Genomic DNA, 16,809 nt, shown 5'->3' with positions numbered 1-16,809 from the left:
TGCAGTGCCTACTTGCTCCGCCGGCGATACCGCGCCTTGGCGGGCCGCTGCAGCTGCACCACCATCTTCGAGTGGTCGTTGCGATAGCTGTCAGCCGGTTGCGCCATCTCGAACTCATACTCGCGCAACAGGACCGAGAAGATCGCCTTGATCTGCATCTGGGCGAACGCCGCGCCGACGCAGCGGTGCCTGCCCGCGCCGAACGGGATCCACGTCCAGCGGTTCACGATGTCGGCCTGTTCGGGCTTGTTGTAGCGGTCCGGGTTGAAACCGTCGGGATCCGGGAAGTCCTCGGGAATCCGGTTGCTGATCGCCGGCGAGGCAGCCACGAAATCGCCCTTGTGAATCGGGAAGCCGGCTACCTCGAATTCGCCTTGGGCCACCCGCATCAAGATGATCAGCGGCGGGTGCAGTCGCAGTGTCTCCTTGACGACGTTGTCCAGCAACGGGATCTGGCGAAGCGCATGGAAGCTGACTTCCTGACCGTCGGCGTAGAGTTCATCGAGCTCGGCCTGAACCTTGGCGTAGACCTCGGGGTGGCGGATCAGCTCGATCAGGGTCCACGCCGAGGTTCCGGAACTGGTGTGGTGCCCGGCGAACATCAGCGAGATGAACATTCCGGTGACCTCGTCGGCCGAGAACCGCGGGTTGCCGTCCTCGTCCTTGATCGACACCAGCACGTCGAGCATGTCGCGGTCGGACTTGTCTTCCGGCGGATTGGCCACTCGCTGGTTCATGATCTCCTGCACCAGCGCTACGAGTTTCACGCGCGCCTCGTCGCGGCGCTGGAAGCTTTCGATCGGCAGATAGGGGTCGACGTAGCAGAGCGGGTCGGTGCCGCGCTCGAGATCGTGGTAGTACTCGGCGAATCGATGGTCGAGCTGGTTGCGGAACTTCAGCCCGATCAGGCAGGCCGTCGAGGTGTAGATCGTCAACTCGGCGAAGAAGTCGAGCAGCTCGATCTCGCCCTCGTCGCCCCAGTCGGCGATCATCTTCTTGACTTCGCCTTCGATGGTGGTCGCGTGGCCCTTCATGTGCTCACCGCGCAGCGCTGAATTGTGCAGCATCTCCTTGCGGCGCTCGGGGCTCGCGTCGAACACCACACCTTTGCCGAAGATCGGCGTCATGAACGGATAGGCCTCGGCCTGGTCGAGATCCTCGTCGGCCGAACGGAAGAAGAACTCGTTGGCCTCGGCGCCGGACAGCAGGATGACGTGCTTGTCCACCAACTGGAACCAGCCGACGTCACCGCACTCGTCGCGGACCCGTTGCATCAACCCGATGGGGTCGGTGCGGAACTCCTCGAGGTGTCCGTGTTCTTCTTCGCCACCGGAAACCCGGGGGACGATCGCAGTCGTCATGACTTCAGCTTCTCCTCGTTCAGCTTGAGTTGCTGGCGTTCGGCCGGCGCGGTGGCCAGCGGCGCCTCGGGTTGAAGTTCCATGTTGGCGATGAACCCGCCGCGCGGTGTCTCGGCGACAAACGTGATGGCGCGAGCGAGATCGGCCGCCCGCAGGAAGTAGTCGTGCCGCGCCTGACCCCACTTCGCCCAATCCTCGAGTGCCGGGCCGATCTTCTCGGCGGGCAGGCTCCAGCCCATGCTGGTCTTCGTCGGGCCGGGGTGCACGATCGAGGCGCGCACACCGGTGCCCTCCAGTTCCATCTGGAAGTTGTTGACCATGGCCAGAAGCGCCGCCTTCGCCGCCCCGTAGGCGCCCATGTGCGGCCGCTGACGCAGCGCCACATCGGATCCCACGAAGATCAGGTCACCGCGTTGGCGTTCGAGCATGCCCGGGAGCACCGCCGACGCCAGCCGGCTGGCACCGACGAGGTGGATCTGTAGCTGCGACTCGAACTCGTCGGTGCTGATCTCGGCCAGCTTGCCGAAGTAGGTGTCACCGGCACCCGCCACCAATACCTCGATCTCGCCGAGTGCCTCCACCGATTGGGCGACAAACGTTTTCACCGAGTTGGGGTCGGTGACGTCGAGATGGAACCCGACGGCCTCACCGCCGTCGGCGTTGATCTTGCCGACGATGTCCTCGAGTTTCTCGACGCGACGGGCACCAAGCGCGACCGGGAAGCCGCGCGCGGCCATCTCGATCGCCGTCGCCTCCCCGATTCCGGATGAGGCGCCGGCGACGATGACGGGTCGTCGTTCGGGTAGGGGGTCGAACCGGGGCATCAGACAGTCTCCACAGTGATGGGAAGGTGAGCGAATCCGCGGACATTGCTCGAGTGGACGCGGACGGCGTTGGCCTCGTCCACCTCGTATCCGCGGATTCGCTTGAACAACTCGGTCAACGCGACCTTGGCCTCCATCCGCGCCAGGTGCGCACCGAGGCAGAAGTGGGCACCGCTGCCGAAACTCATGAGCTTGGACCCTATTTCGCGACCGATGAGGAAGCGGTCGGGGTCCTCGAACACCCGCTCGTCGCGGTGAGCCGACCCGGGCAGCAACAGCAGGACATCACCGTCGGAGATGGTGGTGTCGTGCAACGTCAGCTCGCCCGAGACCGTGCGCGCGAGGATCTGGCTCGAGGTGTCGTATCGCAGCGTTTCTTCGACCCAGAGCGGAATCCGCTGCAGGTCGGCGTAGACCGGAGTCAACTGGTCGGGGTTCCTGTGGCCCCAGAAGGCCGCATTGGCAAGCAGTTTCGTGGTGGTCTCATTACCGGCGATCACCATCAGGAACATGAAGCCGATGATCTCGTCGTCGGTGAGCCGGTCGCCGTCGATCTCGGCCTCCAGCAGCGCGGTGGTCAGGTCGTCGGTCGGCTTCTTGCGGCGTTCGGCCACCATGCCCTGGTAGTAGACGATCAGGTTGATCGACGCCTCCACGGCCGAGGGCGGTACGTCGGTGACGCCCTCGTCGCGGTGCATGACACCGTCGGCCCACGCTCGCACCTGGTCGCGATCGGGCTCCGGCACACCCATGAGCTCCGAGATGACGTCCATCGGCAGCTTGCCCGCGAATTCGCCGACGTAGTCGACGGTCTCGTTCGAGCGTGCCTTGTCCAACATGACATCGAGGTGCTGCACGGCGATCTCGGTGACGCGCGGCTCCAACTCGCGGATGCGCCGAGGGGTGAAACCTTTCGACACCAGTGTGCGAAGTCGCAAGTGGTCGGGGTCGTCCATCGCCAGGAAGGACATGGTCTTGGAGGCGTGCGGTCCGCGCGACGCGGGATCCAGCGATACGCCGAACTTGTTCGACAACGTGGTGCTGTTGCGGAAACCCTGCAGGACATCCTGGTGCCGCGACAGTGCCCAGAAGCCGAGTTCGTCGTTGTGATACAGCGGTGCCTCGTCCCGCAGCCGCTTGTAATACGGATACGGATCCTCGTGGAAGTCGTAGTCGTATGGGTCAAGCACGATTTCGCTGATGGTCACTGCTCGTCTCCCAGGATGAGGCCGACGACGTAGCTGAGCCGGTCGGCGATCTGGTGGTAGGTGAAGACGCCGCTACCCGCGTTGACCAGCGCGCCGAAGAACGTCATCTCCAGGGCGGCCAATGCGCGCGGGTCGGCCTCCGGGCCCATGGCCGACCGGATGCGGCGGTGGATCTCGGCACCGATGCGGTCGCGCACCGCGCGCACCGCGGAGTCGCTTCCGCTGAGCAGCGCGGTCGTGCATGCCGCCGCGACCTCGGGTTCGTCGGCGACCATCAGCGCCATCGCGCGCAGAGTCTTCTCGACGCGGGTGACCCGACTCTCGTTGACGTCGGTGAAGTACGGCACCTGACGCATCAGGTCCAGGTACACCTCGGCGATCAGGTGGTTCTTCGACGAGAAGTAGGTGTACGCGGTGGCCGGTGCGACCTTGGCCCTTGCAGCGACGGCGCGCACCGTCAGGTCGGCGTAGGAGGACTCGCGCAGCATCTCGACACCGGCGGTGAGCACCTTGCGGAACGTCTCCTCCTGGCGGCGGTTCCGCGGCGACTCGCCGGTGCTGACAGGCGCCGGGCCTGTGACCGCAACCACGGGCTCGCTGGACACCTGTCCAAGTTATCCGACACGGGCTCGGCTCCGCAAGTACGCAGCTAGTAAACACTATGCTTGCCAGCCGCACCACGGGAGGACTATCGTTCGGTCCATCAATTCGGACAGTTGTCCAGCAATGGTGAACGGAGACAGCATGACTGTGCTGGCGAATCGGGAAAGTCAGCTGCTCATCGACGGCAAGCTCGTCGCAGGGAGCGGCGGGTCGTTTGAAACCGTCAACCCCGCGACCGAGGAAGTGCTCGGTGTCGCGGCCGACGCCACCGCCGACGACATGGGTCGTGCCATCGAGGCGGCCAGGCGCGCCTTCGACGAGACCGACTGGTCGACCGACACCGACTTGCGGGTGCGTTGCCTTCGCCAGCTGCAGGCCGCCCTGAAAGAGCACATCGAGGAACTGCGCGAGATCACGATCGGCGAGGTGGGCGCACCCCGGATGTTGACGTCGGCGGCCCAGCTCGAAGGGCCGGTCGACGACCTGAGCTTCTGCGCCGACACCGCGGAGTCCTACGAGTGGAACACCGATCTCGGGGTCGCGTCGCCGATGGGCATCAAGACCCGCCGCCGCCTCGCCCGCGAGGCCGTCGGCGTCGTCGGCGCCATCACGCCGTGGAACTTCCCGCACCAGATCAACCTGGCCAAGATCGGCCCCGCGTTGGCCGCCGGCAACACCATCGTGCTCAAGCCGGCCCCGGACACCCCGTGGTGTGCTGCCGCGGTCGGGGAGTTGATCGCCGAGCACACCGACATCCCGCCGGGCGTGGTCAACATCGTCACCTCCAGCGACCACGGAGTCGGTGCGCTGCTGTCCAAAGACCCACGGGTGGACATGGTTTCGTTCACCGGGTCGACGGCGACCGGTCGTAGCGTGATGGCCGACGGCGCCGCGACGATCAAGAAGGTGTTCCTGGAGCTGGGCGGCAAGTCGGCGTTCCTCGTGCTCGACGACGCCGACCTGGCTGCCGCCTGCTCAATGTCGGCGTTCACCGCCTCGATGCACGCCGGACAGGGATGTGCCATCACCACCCGACTAGTGGTGCCGCGGGCTCGCTACGACGAGGCGGTGGAGGCCGCGGCGGCGACGATGGGTGGACTCAAGCCGGGCGATCCTCAGGACGCCGGAACCATCTGCGGCCCACTCATTTCCGCGCGTCAGCGGGACCGGGTTCAGGGCTACCTCGACTCGGCGATCGACGAGGGCGGCAAGTTCGCCGTCGGCGGTGGCCGTCCCGCCGACCGCGACACCGGCTTCTTCATCGAGCCCACCGTCATCGCCGGATTGGACAACGATGCCAAGGTCTCGCGGGAGGAGATCTTCGGACCGGTGCTGACGGTCATCGCCCACGACGGCGACGACGACGCGGTCCGCATCGCCAACGATTCGGCGTACGGCCTTTCGGGAACGGTGTTCTCGGCCGACGAAGAACGCGCGAACCGGGTCGCGGCGCGGATGCGGGTCGGTACGGTCAACATCAACGGCGGCGTCTGGTATTCGGCGGATATGCCGTTCGGCGGATACAAGCAGTCCGGCCTCGGTCGCGAGATGGGACTGGCGGGCTTCGAGGAATACTTAGAAATCAAGGCGATCGCTACGGCGGTGTGACGATCACGCCGAACGTGGGTTACCGGCACGCAAAACGTCGCGAGGCGTGACACAACCCCACATTCGGCAACGAGGAAGGAACACAATGGGGCTCTACGAGGACCAGTTCAAGGACAAGGTGGCGATCGTCACCGGCGCCGGGGGCGGTATCGGCCAAGCGTATGCCGAGGCGTTGGCCCGTGAGGGCGCCGCAGTGGTGGTTGCCGACATCAACACCGAGGGCGCCCAGAAGGTCGCCGACGGTATCAAGGGCGAGGGCGGCAGCGCGCTCGCCGTGCGTGTCGACGTGTCCGACCCTGAATCAGCGAAGGAGATGGCCGCGCAGACGCTTTCGGAGTTCGGCGGCATCGACTATCTGGTGAACAACGCCGCGATCTTCGGCGGCATGAAGCTGGACTTCCTGATCACCGTCGATTGGGACTACTACAAGAAGTTCATGAGCGTGAACATGGACGGCGCGCTGATCTGCACCCGGGCGGTGTACAAGAAGATGGCCAAGCGCGGTGGCGGGGCGATCGTCAACCAGTCCTCGACGGCGGCGTGGCTGTACTCGAACTTCTACGGTCTGGCCAAGGTCGGGGTCAACGGGCTGACCCAGCAACTGGCCACCGAGCTGGGCGGGCAGAACATCCGGGTGAACGCGATCGCGCCGGGGCCCATCGACACCGAGGCCAACCGCACCACCACGCCGCAGGAGATGGTCGCCGACATCGTGAAGGGAATTCCGTTGTCGCGCATGGGACAGCCGGAGGATCTGGTGGGCATGTGCCTGTTCCTGTTGTCGGATCAGGCGAAGTGGATCACCGGTCAGATCTTCAACGTCGACGGCGGGCAGATCATTCGGTCATGAGCGACGACGTCAAGCTGGGATACATCGGCCTGGGCAACCAGGGGGCGCCGATGGCCAAACGGCTGGTCGACTGGCCCGGCGGGCTGGTCGTGTTCGATGTGCGCACCGAGGCGATGACCCCGCTGGTCGAACTGGGGGCCAATGTCGCCGACAGCGTCGCCGATGTTGCGAAGGCCGACATCATCAGCGTCACCGTGCTCAACGACGGCCAGGTGCGCGATGTGGTGGGCCAACTCGGCGAATACGCCGCGCCAGGCACCGTGATCGCGATCCACTCGACGATCGAGCCCGACACGGCCGGTGAGCTCGCCGAGCAGTTGCGCGGCAAGGGGATTCACATCGTCGATGCACCGGTCAGCGGCGGCGCGGGAGCGGCAGACAAGGGTGAGCTGGCCGTGATGGTAGGCGCCGACGATGAGGCATTCGCCAAGGTCAAGCCCGTGTTCAAGAAGTGGGCGTCGCTCGTGGTCCGGGCAGGTGAACCCGGGGCGGGAACCCGGATGAAGCTGGCCCGCAACATGTTGACGTTCATCGGTTTCGCGGCGTCCTGTGAGGCGATGCGGCTCGCGGAGGCGGCGGGGCTGGACCTGCAGAAGCTCGGTCGGGTGGTCCGGCACAGCGATGCGCATAGCGGTGGGCCGGGCGCAATCATCGTGCGCGACGACATGAGTGACCTCACCCCGGACCACTGGCTGTACGACATGTTCACGCACACACGTGGACTCGCAGAAAAGGACCTCAGCCTGGCGCTCGCGCTGGGCGAGGCCACCGGGACCGAACTCCCGCTGGCCGAGATCGCGCTGCAGAACCTGGCCGCCGGGCTCGGCGTGCCGCACACGAAGGAGTGACGATGGACGAGTTGCGCCGCAAGGGCCTCGAGAAGATGAACGAAGTCTACGGCTGGGAGATGCCCAACATCGAGGGCGATCCGTATTTCGACCTCACCGTCGACCACCTCTTCGGCACCATCTGGACACGCCCCGGGCTGTCGATGCGCGACAAGCGGATCATGACGCTGACCGCCGTGACCGCCGTCGGGAACTCCGACCTCGCCGAAATCCAGGCCAACGCAGCGCTGGCCAACGGTGAGATGACCGAGAACGAGCTCAAGGAGGTGGCCGTCTTCTTGACCCACTACCTCGGGTTCCCGCTGGGTTCCAAGTTGGACGGTGCGGTCAGCAAGGTGATCAAGAATCGCAAGAAGGCCGCGGAGAAGGGCGGCGGGCAGGGCACGGCCGCGGAAAGACGAGCGAATGTCAACGCCGCGGTGAAGATGCATTCCGGTGGCACGATCCATGACGAGTAGGTATGCGTCCCTGTCGCGGGAAGAACTCGCGGTCCTGCTGCCCGAGTTGCTGCTGATCGGTCAATTGATCGACCGGTCCGGAATGGCGTGGGTGATCAGCCATTTCGGCCGCGAGGAGATGCTGCAGGTCGCGATCGAGGAGTGGATGGGCGCCAGCCCGATCTACGCCAAGCGCATCCAGCGTGCACTGGACTTCGAGGGTGACGACGTCGTCACGATTTTCAAGGGTATGCAGCTCGACATCGGCGCCCCACCGCAGTTCATGGACTTCCGCTACACCGTTCACGACCGCTGGCACGGGGAGTTCCACCTCGACCACTGCGGCGCGCTGCTCGACGTGGAGCCGATGGGCGAGGACTACGTGCGCGGCATGTGTCACGACATCGAGGACCCGACATTCGACGCGACCGCGGCCGCCACCAACCGTCGCGCGCAGATCCGTCCGATCCACCGGCCTCCGCGGACGCCGGCCGATCGGCACCCGCACTGTGCGTGGACGGTCGTGATCGACGAGTCCTACCCCGAGGTGGACGATCACCCGGTGTTGGCCGTGATGCGCCGAACCCGCGCCGCCAGAACCGAATTCGAACCGATCGACCCCGACGACGAGGGCCAGTCGGACTACTCGGGACCACTGGTGTCGGACTTCGATTTCGGGGCCTTCTCACACTCGGCGCTGGTACGCATGGCCGACGAGGTGACCCTGCAGATGCACCTGCTGAACTTGTCGTTCGTGATCGCGGTGGGCAAGCGCGCCGGTACCAACACCGAACTGGCGAACGAGATCTGCACCAAACAGCTGATCGGCATCGCCGGCATCGCCGCGGAACGCATTCACCGCGCGCTGAAGCTTGCCGGCGGCATCGAAGGCGCCGTGCGCACACTGCAATTGCATCCGATGCTCAACCCGGCGGCCTATGTGGACGCCGAGTTCGGTCCGGATGTAGTGCACGTGCGGCGTTCGGCGGCGCACGAGGACGGCGCCTGGGTGTCGCTGGTGACGCCGGACGAGGTGCGTCCGTTGCAGGCCGCCGTGACCGCGATCGACAAGCACCTCGATGTCGAGGTCACCGGCACCGTCCAGGAGTGGACCGCGCGGGTCGTCGAGACGGACAGCGAAGCCAAGGAATTCTCTGAGGTGTCGGTTGTCAGGGTCAGCGGCGGTTCGACATGGGAGTTCGAAGACCGCAAGTCACTGCCGTTGACCGTGCTCTGAGCCTCGCGATCGGCGGGCGTACCCGTCCGCTCAGCGCGCGGGTCTACCGAGTTCCTCGTACTCCGCACCGAGTGTGCGCATCCTGGCCGCAATGGCAGCGAGGTCGCTGTGTGAGCGTTGGATGATCTCGGCGACCTCGCCTGCGCCCTTGCTGACCACCGGCCACAGCATCTGTTGGCCGGCAGGGGTTTCGGGCGTCGTTGCCGCGGCGTCCAGCACCCACTGACGGACCGCGTCGAGCTCACGCCTGCCGGCCGCGACCACCGCGGCCGACCTGTCCACCTCGGCCGCGAGTCGGCGGTCCAGGTCGGCCAATGCCCCCAGAGCCCTCGCCTGCCTGGCGTTCCGGTCTCGATAGCCCTCGGCGCCCGCGCCGGTCCAATCCGAACCGGGCGTCGCCGACTCGACCTCGTCCCGCAGCGACTCCAGGCGGGCGCTGTGGTCCAGCCCGCCGCCGTCCTGCGGGATGCCCTCGCCGAACGAGGCGCGCGCCCGCGCCCACGTCGAGAGGAAGGCATCGACGACACTCACGATCGTGAGTTTACGGCCCGCCAGACGGCCGGCCGAGCACCAATTGCGGCGCTAGCGGGCCGCCGTCGGAGCGGCCACGGACGCACCGACCCAGCGTCGCAGGTAGCTCCGCAGCTCGGGGCCGCGGCGCGGGGGACGTCCCGGATCGATGATGAACGACTGGATGATCCGCAGCAGGTGTTCGGCCAGTTCGTCGAGGTCGTGGTCGTCGAACCCCTGCGCGGCCCAGTCGACGTCGAAGCGGCGCAGCATCGAATTGGCGAATTCCAACGCCACATCCGAGGTGACCGTCTGGCTGAACTCACTGGCCCGCGCGGGCATCAGCAACAGTCCCATGTGTTTGTCCTGTGGCAGCCACTCCAGCGCGGTGGCGATGCCCTCGGCGACCGCCTCCTGCGGGTCGGCCAACCCCTGCAGGTGGTCGGCGAGCCGGTCTAGAAAGCCGGTGGCCGCGCGCTGTGCTGAGGCCTGAAGCAGGGCGTCGGTGCTGGGAAAGTACCGGTAGACCGTCTGTCGCGTCACCCCGAGTGTGCGCGCGACGTCGCTGATCGAGAACTCCGCGCCGCGCGCGTCGATCGCCTTGCCCGCGGCATCGAGGATTCGGGCGACCGCCTCCTCATCCGTCGACGGCGCCGAGCCGGACCAACCGTGAGTGCGCACGGCGAAAATCCTACTCAGCCCGCCCGGTCAGCCGGTGTAAGAGACCTGCAGGTCCTTGACGCCGTTGATCCAGCCCGACCGAAGGCGCTGAGGCTCACCGGCTTTGGCGATGCCGGGAATCTGGTCGGCGATCTCGTTGAAGATCAGCTTGATCTCCATGCGGGCCAGGTTCGCGCCGATGCAGTAGTGGGCGCCGTTGCCCCCGAAACCGAGGTGCGGATTGGGGTCGCGCGAGATGTCGAACCGGAACGGCTGGTCGAAGACCTCTTCGTCGAAGTTGGCCGAGCTGTAGAACAGGCCCACCCGCTGGCCCTCGCGGATCGTGACGCCGCCGAGTTCGGTGTCAGCCAGCGCGGTCCGCTGGAAGCAGTGCACCGGGGTGGCCCACCGCACGATCTCGTCGGCCGCGGTCGCGGGCCTGTCACGCTTGAACAGCTCCCACTGCTCGGGATTCTCGAAGAACGCGTTCATACCGTGGGTCATCGCGTTTCGGGTTGTCTCGTTTCCGGCGACCGCAAGCAGGATCACGAAGAACGCGAATTCCACATCGTCGAGCGACTCCCCGTCGATATCGGCCTCGATCAGCCGGGTCACGATGTCGTCTGCCGGACAGCGACGGCGCTCCTCGGCCATCGCGTAGGCGTATCCCATCAGCTCCGCGTTGGCGGCGGTCGGATCGGAGTCGAAGTCGGGGTCGTCGGTGTTCATGATCGCGTTGGTCCATCCAAACAACTTCTCGCGATCGGCCTCGGGCACACCGATCAGGTCGGCGATGGCCAGCAGCGGTAGGCGCATCGCGATGTCGTCGACGAAGTTGCCGCTGCCCTTTTGCTTTGCTTCGGCGACGATTTCGCGTGCGGCGGTCGCCAACCGCTCCTCGAGCGTGGTGATTGCTCGCGGGGTGAACAAGCGCGACACCAGTTTGCGCAGCCTCGTGTGTTCGGGTGCGTCGTGGTTGATCAGCAGCGCCTTGGTGAGCTCGAGCTGATCCGAGGTGACGCCCTCGGGCAGGCGCATCACCGCGCCCTTGCGGTTGGTCGACCACAGCTCGCCGTTGCGCGAGATGGCCTTGATGTCCTCGTGGCGACTGATCACCCAGTAGCCGCCGTCGTCGAAGATCGACTCGGGCTGCTCGTTCCACCACACCGGCGCGGTCTTGCGCAGCTGAGCGAACTCGGCGACGGGGATACCGCGCAGGAGCACCTCGGGGTCGGTGAAGTCAAACCCGGGCTGGGGGTACCTCCCGCTTGCGGGGGAGCGCATCGCGCCTTGGGGACTGGCACCGTCGGGTCCGAACGGGCATGTGGCCTGTGTCATACACTCGACCATACAGTGTCGCGTCAAGTGTATGGCCTAACTAACGTCGTCGACCGAACCGAGATCGAGACTGCGGTTAGGGTGAGCAGTTGTGCGAGTCCTGGTAATCGGATCCGGTGCCCGTGAACATGCGTTGCTGCTGGCGCTGCGGCGTGACCCGCAGATCGACGGTTTGTCGATCGCGCCGGGTAATGCGGGTACCGCCGCGATCGCCGACCAGTACGACGTCGACATCACCTCAGGCGATGCCGTCGCCACGCTGGCGCAGCGGCTGGAGGTCGACCTCGTCGTCATCGGGCCGGAAGTACCGCTGGTGCTCGGCGTCGCCGATGCGGTGCGGAGCGCCGGTATCGCCTGCTTCGGGCCGAGTAAGGACGCGGCCCGTATCGAGGGTTCGAAGGCGTTCGGCAAGGAGCTGATGACGGCCGCCGGTGTGCGCACCGCCAGAAGCGAGGTCGTCGACAACCCCGCTCACCTCGACGCGGCGCTCGACCGCTTCGGCCCCGACAGCGGCGAGGCCGCATGGGTGGTCAAGGACGACGGTCTGGCCGCGGGCAAGGGTGTGGTGGTCACCGCCGATCGCGCAGCCGCCAGGGCTCATGCCGCAGGCCTGCTCGACGCGGGACATCCGGTGCTGCTCGAGTCGTTCCTCGACGGGCCGGAGGTGTCGCTGTTCTGCGTCGTCGACGGCGAGACCGTGGTGCCTATGCTGCCCGCGCAGGACTTCAAACGGGTCGGCGACAACGACACCGGTCCCAACACCGGCGGTATGGGGGCGTACGCGCCGCTACCGTGGCTGCCCGAGGACATGGTCACCCACATCGTCGACGATATTGTGAAACCCGTTGCTGCCGAACTGGTCAAGCGCGGCAGTTCGTTCTCGGGGTTGCTCTACGCGGGGCTGTCGATCACCTCACGAGGCCCGGCCGTGATCGAATTCAATTGCCGCTTCGGCGATCCCGAGACCCAGCCGGTGCTGGCACTGCTGGAGACGCCATTGGGTCGACTGCTGTACGCGGCCGCAACGGGTGACCTCGCCGACGAGCCGCCGCTGCAGTGGCGCGACGGCGCCGCCGTGACCGTGGTGTTGGCCGCGGAGAACTACCCGTCTCGCCCGCGTGTCGGCGACGTGATCACCGGTTCCGAGGTGGAGGGTGTGCTGCACGCGGGCACGAGTCGTCGCGAGGACGGTGCCGTCGTGTCCTCGGGAGGCCGAGTGCTCTCCATCGTGGGTACCGGCGCGGATCTGTCGGCCGCGCGTGAGGCCGCCTATCAGGTGATCGAGTCGATTCGGCTGCCGGGCAGCCACTTTCGCAGCGACATCGCGCTTGCCGCGGCCGAGGGGCGCATCAGCGTCTAAGCCGTCAGCAGCGGGGCCATCCAGGACAGCTCTGCGGGCAGCTGCGAGCTCCAGAACCCGGCATTGTGCCCACCCGGCGAGAAGCCGCCCGCGGGCGGATTCGGCAGCTGCGCGACGAATTCCTTTGTTGCCGAGTAGAACGGATCACCGGTGCCGCAGTCGATCCGGATCGGAATCGATGCCAGCGCGGGCAGGCCCCAAACACTGTTGGCGGCATAGTCTTCCGCGCTGTCGAACGCACCGGGCGCGGCGGCACCGGAGGACGTCCACAGCGCGGGGCTGACGGCGCAGATCGCGGCGGTGCGGGCGGGGCCGAGTCGCGCCCCAAGCAGCAGCGCCCCGTAGCCGCCCATCGACCAGCCCAGGAAGCCGACTCGTGAGGTGTCCAAACCTTGTGAGCCCAGCATCGGGATCAGCTCGTCGAGCACCATCGCCCCGGAGTCCTCGCCGGAGGCCCGCTTGTGCCAGTAGCTTCCACCGCCGTCGACGGCGACGACCGCGAAGGGCGGCAGCCCCGCGGCGACCGCCTCGGCCAAGCCCTGTTCCACGCCGCCGGCCATCACACCCGCTGCGTCCTGCCCCTTGCCGTGCAAGGCGATGACCGGACGCAGCGGCGCGGTTTGACCGGGCGGACGGGCGATCGCCCAGTCGGTCGTCTGCCCGCCGCGGGCCGCCGAGACGAAGGACCCGTCGACGTAGGTGGGTGCGGCGGGGGTGGCCGTGGCCGCGGGCGCCATCCGCAGCGCCGCCACTCCGGCGGCCGCGCCGACTCCGAGGCGCAGAAGCGAACGGCGGCTCAGTTCGGGCATGGCGGCCATGATGCCATCGCGGGTTGTCCGCCCCACGAGTGGCGGCTGGCCCGTCGCAGCAGAAACACCAGCCCCGACTTCGGTTCGAAACCCTGACGATTAGGCGAAAGCGCGATGGGAGGGCCGCCCGACTGGCAGCATGCTAAAGGTGACGGCAGCGGTCACTCCCAAGGGAGAACGTCGACGCTTTGCGCTGGTCAGCGCCGCTGCCGATCTGCTGCGCGAGGGCGGCTTCGACGCCGTGCGACATCGTGCGGTGGCCCGTCGCGCCGGCCTGCCGCTGGCGTCGACGACCTACTACTTCTCGTCGCTGGACGATCTGATCGCCAGGGCCGTCGAATACGTCGGCGAGCGTGAGGCCGAGCAGTTGCGCGCCCGGGTGGCGATGTTGTCGCGGCGCCGGCGAGGCGCGGAGTCGACCGCCGACATCCTGGTGGATCTGTTGGTCGACGACGTGGCGGGGCAACGGGTCAGCGAGCAGCTGATCTCACGCTACGAGCGCTACATCGCGTGCGCGCGCCACCCGATGCTGCGCGACATCCAGCGGCGGATCATGCGCCAGCGCACCGATGCCGTCATCGAGGTCATCGAGCGGTCGGGTCGCTCGGTGCGCGCCGAGTACCTCACCGCGTTGGTCAACGCGGTCGACGGTGCGGTGGTGGCGGCGCTCGTCGCCGAGGGCGACGGGCCTCGCGCATCAGCACGCGCAACGCTGATCGACGTGATAGACGTGTTGGCACCAATCGACGAGCGAGTGGCGCAGGTGTGACGTAGGAGGCCGATGAGCGCTTGCGCGAAGAGCAAAGGACACCGATGAGCGCTTGCGCGAAGAGCAAAGGGCACCGATGAGCGCTTGCGCGAAGAGTAAAGGGCACCGATGAGTACGCCGACCGACACGCAACCGGAGCTTCGGCGGGTCATGGGTCCGGGGTTGTTGCTGCTGTTCATCGTCGGCGACATCCTCGGTACCGGTGTCTACGCGCTGACAGGTCAGGTTGCCGGGGAAGTGGGTGGGGCGGCGTGGTTGCCGTTCCTGCTCGCGTTCGCCATCGCCACTGTCACAGCGTTCTCCTATCTGGAGCTTGTCACCAAATACCCGCAAGCGGCGGGCGCAGCGTTATACGCGCACAAGGCATTCGGGATCCAGTTCTTCACATTCCTGGTCGCGTTCGTGGTGATGTGTTCCGGTATCACGTCGGCCTCGACCGCATCACAGGCCTTCGCGGCCAACCTGATCGAGGGTTTCGGCCTGGATTGGGGTAAGGCGGGCGTCACGCTCATCGCCCTGAGCTTCATGGCCGTCCTCGCCGCGATCAACCTGCGCGGTGTCAGTGAGAGCGTCAAGCTCAACGTCGGCCTGACCATCATCGAGATCAGCGGTCTGCTGCTGGTGATCTTCGTAGGTCTGTGGGCCTTCGCCCAGGCCGGCGACCACGACTTCTCGCGCATCGTGATGTTCGAAAACAGCGAGGACCGAAGCACATTCGTCGCGATCACCGCGGCGACATCGCTTGCTTTCTTCGCCATGGTCGGGTTCGAGGACTCGGTCAATATGGCCGAGGAGACCAAAGACCCCGTCCGGATTTTCCCGAAGGTCTTGTTGACCGGCCTGAGCATCGCGGGTGTCGTGTACATCCTGGTGTCGATCATCGCGGTGGCGATGGTGCCGATCGGCGAATTGAGGGCGAGCAGCACCCCACTGGTGAGCGTGGTCGAAGCCGCTGCACCGGGCCTTCCGATCGACGAGTTGTTCCCGTTCATCACGATGTTCGCAGTCTCGAACACCGCCTTGATCAACATGCTGATGGCCAGCCGGTTGATCTACGGCATGGCACGCCAGCATGTACTGCCGCCGGTTCTGGGCTCGGTGCACCGGACCCGGCACACCCCCTGGGTGGCAATCATTTTCACCACCATCATCGCGTTCGGGCTGATCTTCTACGTCTCGGCGTTCGCGAGCAGTAAGGCGCTCTCGGTGCTCGGCGGCACCACATCGCTGCTGCTGTTGGCGGTGTTCGCGACGGTCAACGTCGCGGTGTTGGTCCTGCGTCGCGATGTCCCCAGAGACGACAGGCACTTCCGAACACCCACGGTCCTGCCCATCATCGGATTCATCACGTCGGTGTATTTGGTGACGCCCCTGTCGGGCCGCCCGGGCACGCAGTATCTGCTGGGCGGGATCCTGGTGGTGACCGGAATCGTGCTCTTCCTCATCACCATGGTGATCAACAGGCGACTCGGCATCAAGGACGCGGGCATCAACGATCCGACTCAGCTCGCGCAGTCCCCGGACTAACCGCCCAACTGCCTGCGGATCTCGGTGAGTTCGCGTTGGGCTCGCTCGATCAGTTGTTGAACCTGCTCCAGGCGTGGTAACACGTCGCCGCGCTCGGGGTTGGCCGCCGCACGGGCTCGGGGAGCGGGCGTCAGCCCTGGCGGGAGTGCGGGTGTGACTATGTAGCCGCCTTCGCGGTCGCCGTAGATCGTGACGTCCTCGCGCCGCCGCTCGAAAAACAGCGCGACATAAGCGCAGAGCACCGCGTCGACGGGATCCTCACAAGCGTTCAGCTGGAAGGCTCGATCGCTGGCCTCGATCCTCTTGCGAAGTTCGAGCCAGGCGGGGCTGCTGCGCACGCGAAGCCGCGGCGTCGCGTCGTTCAACCCCTCGATCAGCCCCACCATCCTCAGCAACTCGTCCTTGCGCTTGGCGACATCCTTGGCGCGCCGTTTGTACTTGAGCGTCTTGCCGAGTTTGAACAGTGAGATCGTCGCCGCGTGCGGATAGACCTCGATCGCGCGACGGTCGCCGCGCGACAGCGGGTCGGGGTCCAGACCGAGGCGTTGGCAGAGCACCTCGGCGCGGGGCGGATCGAAGAGACGGTTGCCCGTGTTCGCCGGCTGTGCGGTCGCCTCGAACGGCGCGAAGTCCCGGTTGTAGAGCGACTCGCCGAGCCGATACCCGCTGGGGTTGTTCACGATGAGAGGCGCGTCGATGCCCACGATGCATGGGCCGTCGACAAACGGGATGAGGGCCGTCGCGATGTCGTCGTCGCTGACCGCCGCGCTCACCTGCACAAGCCGTCCGTCGTCGTCGAGGACTGCCACCCCGGATTGGTTTCCCTCCGCCCACGCGAGATCGAGCCCAACGAAGTACAT

Annotated in this window: 17 protein-coding genes; 8 read left to right on the top strand and 9 right to left on the bottom strand. The window is 66.3% G+C overall.

What is annotated here, in order from left to right; genetic code table 11:
* Positions 1-8: 8 nt before the first annotated feature.
* From AAHH99_RS00900 to AAHH99_RS00885, 4 genes are read right to left on the bottom strand one after another with little or no spacing between them, the layout of a single operon-like run.
* The gene (locus AAHH99_RS00900; protein ID WP_418767008.1) at positions 9-1,361 is read right to left on the bottom strand and encodes a cytochrome P450; all 1,353 of its coding nucleotides are present in this window, start codon (positions 1,359-1,361) and stop codon (positions 9-11) included.
* Complete coding sequence (locus AAHH99_RS00895) at positions 1,358-2,185, bottom strand: SDR family oxidoreductase (protein WP_418767007.1); 828 nt, start codon at positions 2,183-2,185, stop codon at positions 1,358-1,360. The genes AAHH99_RS00900 and AAHH99_RS00895 overlap by 4 nt, the downstream gene beginning before the upstream one ends.
* Positions 2,185-3,393, bottom strand: coding sequence for a cytochrome P450 (locus AAHH99_RS00890; protein WP_418767006.1), 1,209 nt, complete (start codon positions 3,391-3,393; stop codon positions 2,185-2,187). The genes AAHH99_RS00895 and AAHH99_RS00890 overlap by 1 nt, the downstream gene beginning before the upstream one ends.
* Positions 3,390-3,998: a TetR/AcrR family transcriptional regulator gene (locus AAHH99_RS00885; RefSeq protein WP_418767005.1), complete on the bottom strand. Its 609-nt coding sequence runs from the start codon at positions 3,996-3,998 to the stop codon at positions 3,390-3,392. Before AAHH99_RS00885 ends, AAHH99_RS00890 begins: the two co-directional genes overlap by 4 nt.
* Before the next feature lie 139 nt (positions 3,999-4,137).
* Between AAHH99_RS00885 and AAHH99_RS00880 the strand changes: the two genes are divergently transcribed.
* From AAHH99_RS00880 to AAHH99_RS00860, 5 genes are all read left to right on the top strand, one after another.
* Complete coding sequence (locus AAHH99_RS00880; protein WP_418767004.1) at positions 4,138-5,604, top strand: aldehyde dehydrogenase; 1,467 nt, start codon at positions 4,138-4,140, stop codon at positions 5,602-5,604.
* Positions 5,605-5,689: 85 nt separating this feature from the next.
* Positions 5,690-6,454 carry an SDR family oxidoreductase gene (locus AAHH99_RS00875; protein ID WP_418767003.1) on the top strand — a complete coding sequence of 255 codons (765 nt, stop codon included), beginning with the start codon at positions 5,690-5,692 and terminating at the stop codon, positions 6,452-6,454.
* Complete coding sequence (locus AAHH99_RS00870) at positions 6,451-7,302, top strand: NAD(P)-dependent oxidoreductase (protein ID WP_418767002.1); 852 nt, start codon at positions 6,451-6,453, stop codon at positions 7,300-7,302. The genes AAHH99_RS00875 and AAHH99_RS00870 overlap by 4 nt, the downstream gene beginning before the upstream one ends.
* Positions 7,303-7,304: 2 nt before the next feature.
* A complete protein-coding gene (locus AAHH99_RS00865) occupies positions 7,305-7,760 on the top strand; it encodes a carboxymuconolactone decarboxylase family protein (protein ID WP_418767001.1) in 456 nt (151 codons plus the stop codon).
* Positions 7,750-8,976 carry a hypothetical protein gene (locus tag AAHH99_RS00860; RefSeq protein WP_418767000.1) on the top strand — a complete coding sequence of 409 codons (1,227 nt, stop codon included), beginning with the start codon at positions 7,750-7,752 and terminating at the stop codon, positions 8,974-8,976. The genes AAHH99_RS00865 and AAHH99_RS00860 overlap by 11 nt, the downstream gene beginning before the upstream one ends.
* A gap of 30 nt (positions 8,977-9,006) precedes the next feature.
* Here AAHH99_RS00860 and AAHH99_RS00855 read toward each other — a convergent pair whose 3' ends face one another.
* Genes AAHH99_RS00855 through AAHH99_RS00845 form a run of 3 tightly spaced genes read right to left on the bottom strand, consistent with a single transcriptional unit; the run spans position 9,007 to position 11,484 of the window.
* Entirely contained in the window at positions 9,007-9,507 is a 501-nt protein-coding gene (locus AAHH99_RS00855) for an EspA/EspE family type VII secretion system effector (protein WP_418766999.1), read from the bottom strand.
* A 51-nt stretch (positions 9,508-9,558) separates the two neighbouring features.
* Positions 9,559-10,167 (bottom strand): TetR/AcrR family transcriptional regulator, encoded by a 609-nt coding sequence (locus AAHH99_RS00850; protein ID WP_418766998.1) that lies wholly within the window; start codon positions 10,165-10,167, stop codon positions 9,559-9,561.
* A 27-nt stretch (positions 10,168-10,194) separates the two neighbouring features.
* Positions 10,195-11,484, bottom strand: coding sequence for a cytochrome P450 (locus AAHH99_RS00845; RefSeq protein WP_418766997.1), 1,290 nt, complete (start codon positions 11,482-11,484; stop codon positions 10,195-10,197).
* Between the two features lie 91 nt (positions 11,485-11,575).
* On the opposite strand from AAHH99_RS00845, the gene purD reads away from it, so the two are divergent.
* Positions 11,576-12,844 (top strand): phosphoribosylamine--glycine ligase, encoded by a 1,269-nt coding sequence (purD, locus tag AAHH99_RS00840; RefSeq protein WP_418766996.1) that lies wholly within the window; start codon positions 11,576-11,578, stop codon positions 12,842-12,844.
* Here purD and AAHH99_RS00835 read toward each other — a convergent pair.
* A complete protein-coding gene (locus AAHH99_RS00835) occupies positions 12,841-13,665 on the bottom strand; it encodes an alpha/beta hydrolase (RefSeq protein ID WP_418767555.1) in 825 nt (274 codons plus the stop codon). The genes purD and AAHH99_RS00835 overlap by 4 nt on opposite strands.
* Positions 13,666-13,792: 127 nt before the next feature.
* On the opposite strand from AAHH99_RS00835, the gene AAHH99_RS00830 reads away from it, so the two are divergent.
* Complete coding sequence (locus AAHH99_RS00830; RefSeq protein ID WP_418766995.1) at positions 13,793-14,422, top strand: TetR/AcrR family transcriptional regulator; 630 nt, start codon at positions 13,793-13,795, stop codon at positions 14,420-14,422.
* 108 nt (positions 14,423-14,530) lie between these two features.
* Positions 14,531-15,949, top strand: a complete 1,419-nt coding sequence (locus AAHH99_RS00825; protein WP_418766994.1) for an APC family permease — start codon at positions 14,531-14,533, stop codon at positions 15,947-15,949.
* Here the strand turns inward: AAHH99_RS00825 and AAHH99_RS00820 are convergent.
* Positions 15,946-16,809: a DUF429 domain-containing protein gene (locus AAHH99_RS00820; protein WP_418766993.1), complete on the bottom strand. Its 864-nt coding sequence runs from the start codon at positions 16,807-16,809 to the stop codon at positions 15,946-15,948. The genes AAHH99_RS00825 and AAHH99_RS00820 overlap by 4 nt on opposite strands.

Source organism: Mycobacterium neumannii (assembly GCF_048452905.1).
Classification (GTDB): Bacteria; Actinomycetota; Actinomycetes; order Mycobacteriales; family Mycobacteriaceae; genus Mycobacterium; species Mycobacterium neumannii_B.
Note: the sequence above shows the minus strand (reverse complement) of the source record. Positions and strands in the feature narration are given on the sequence as shown.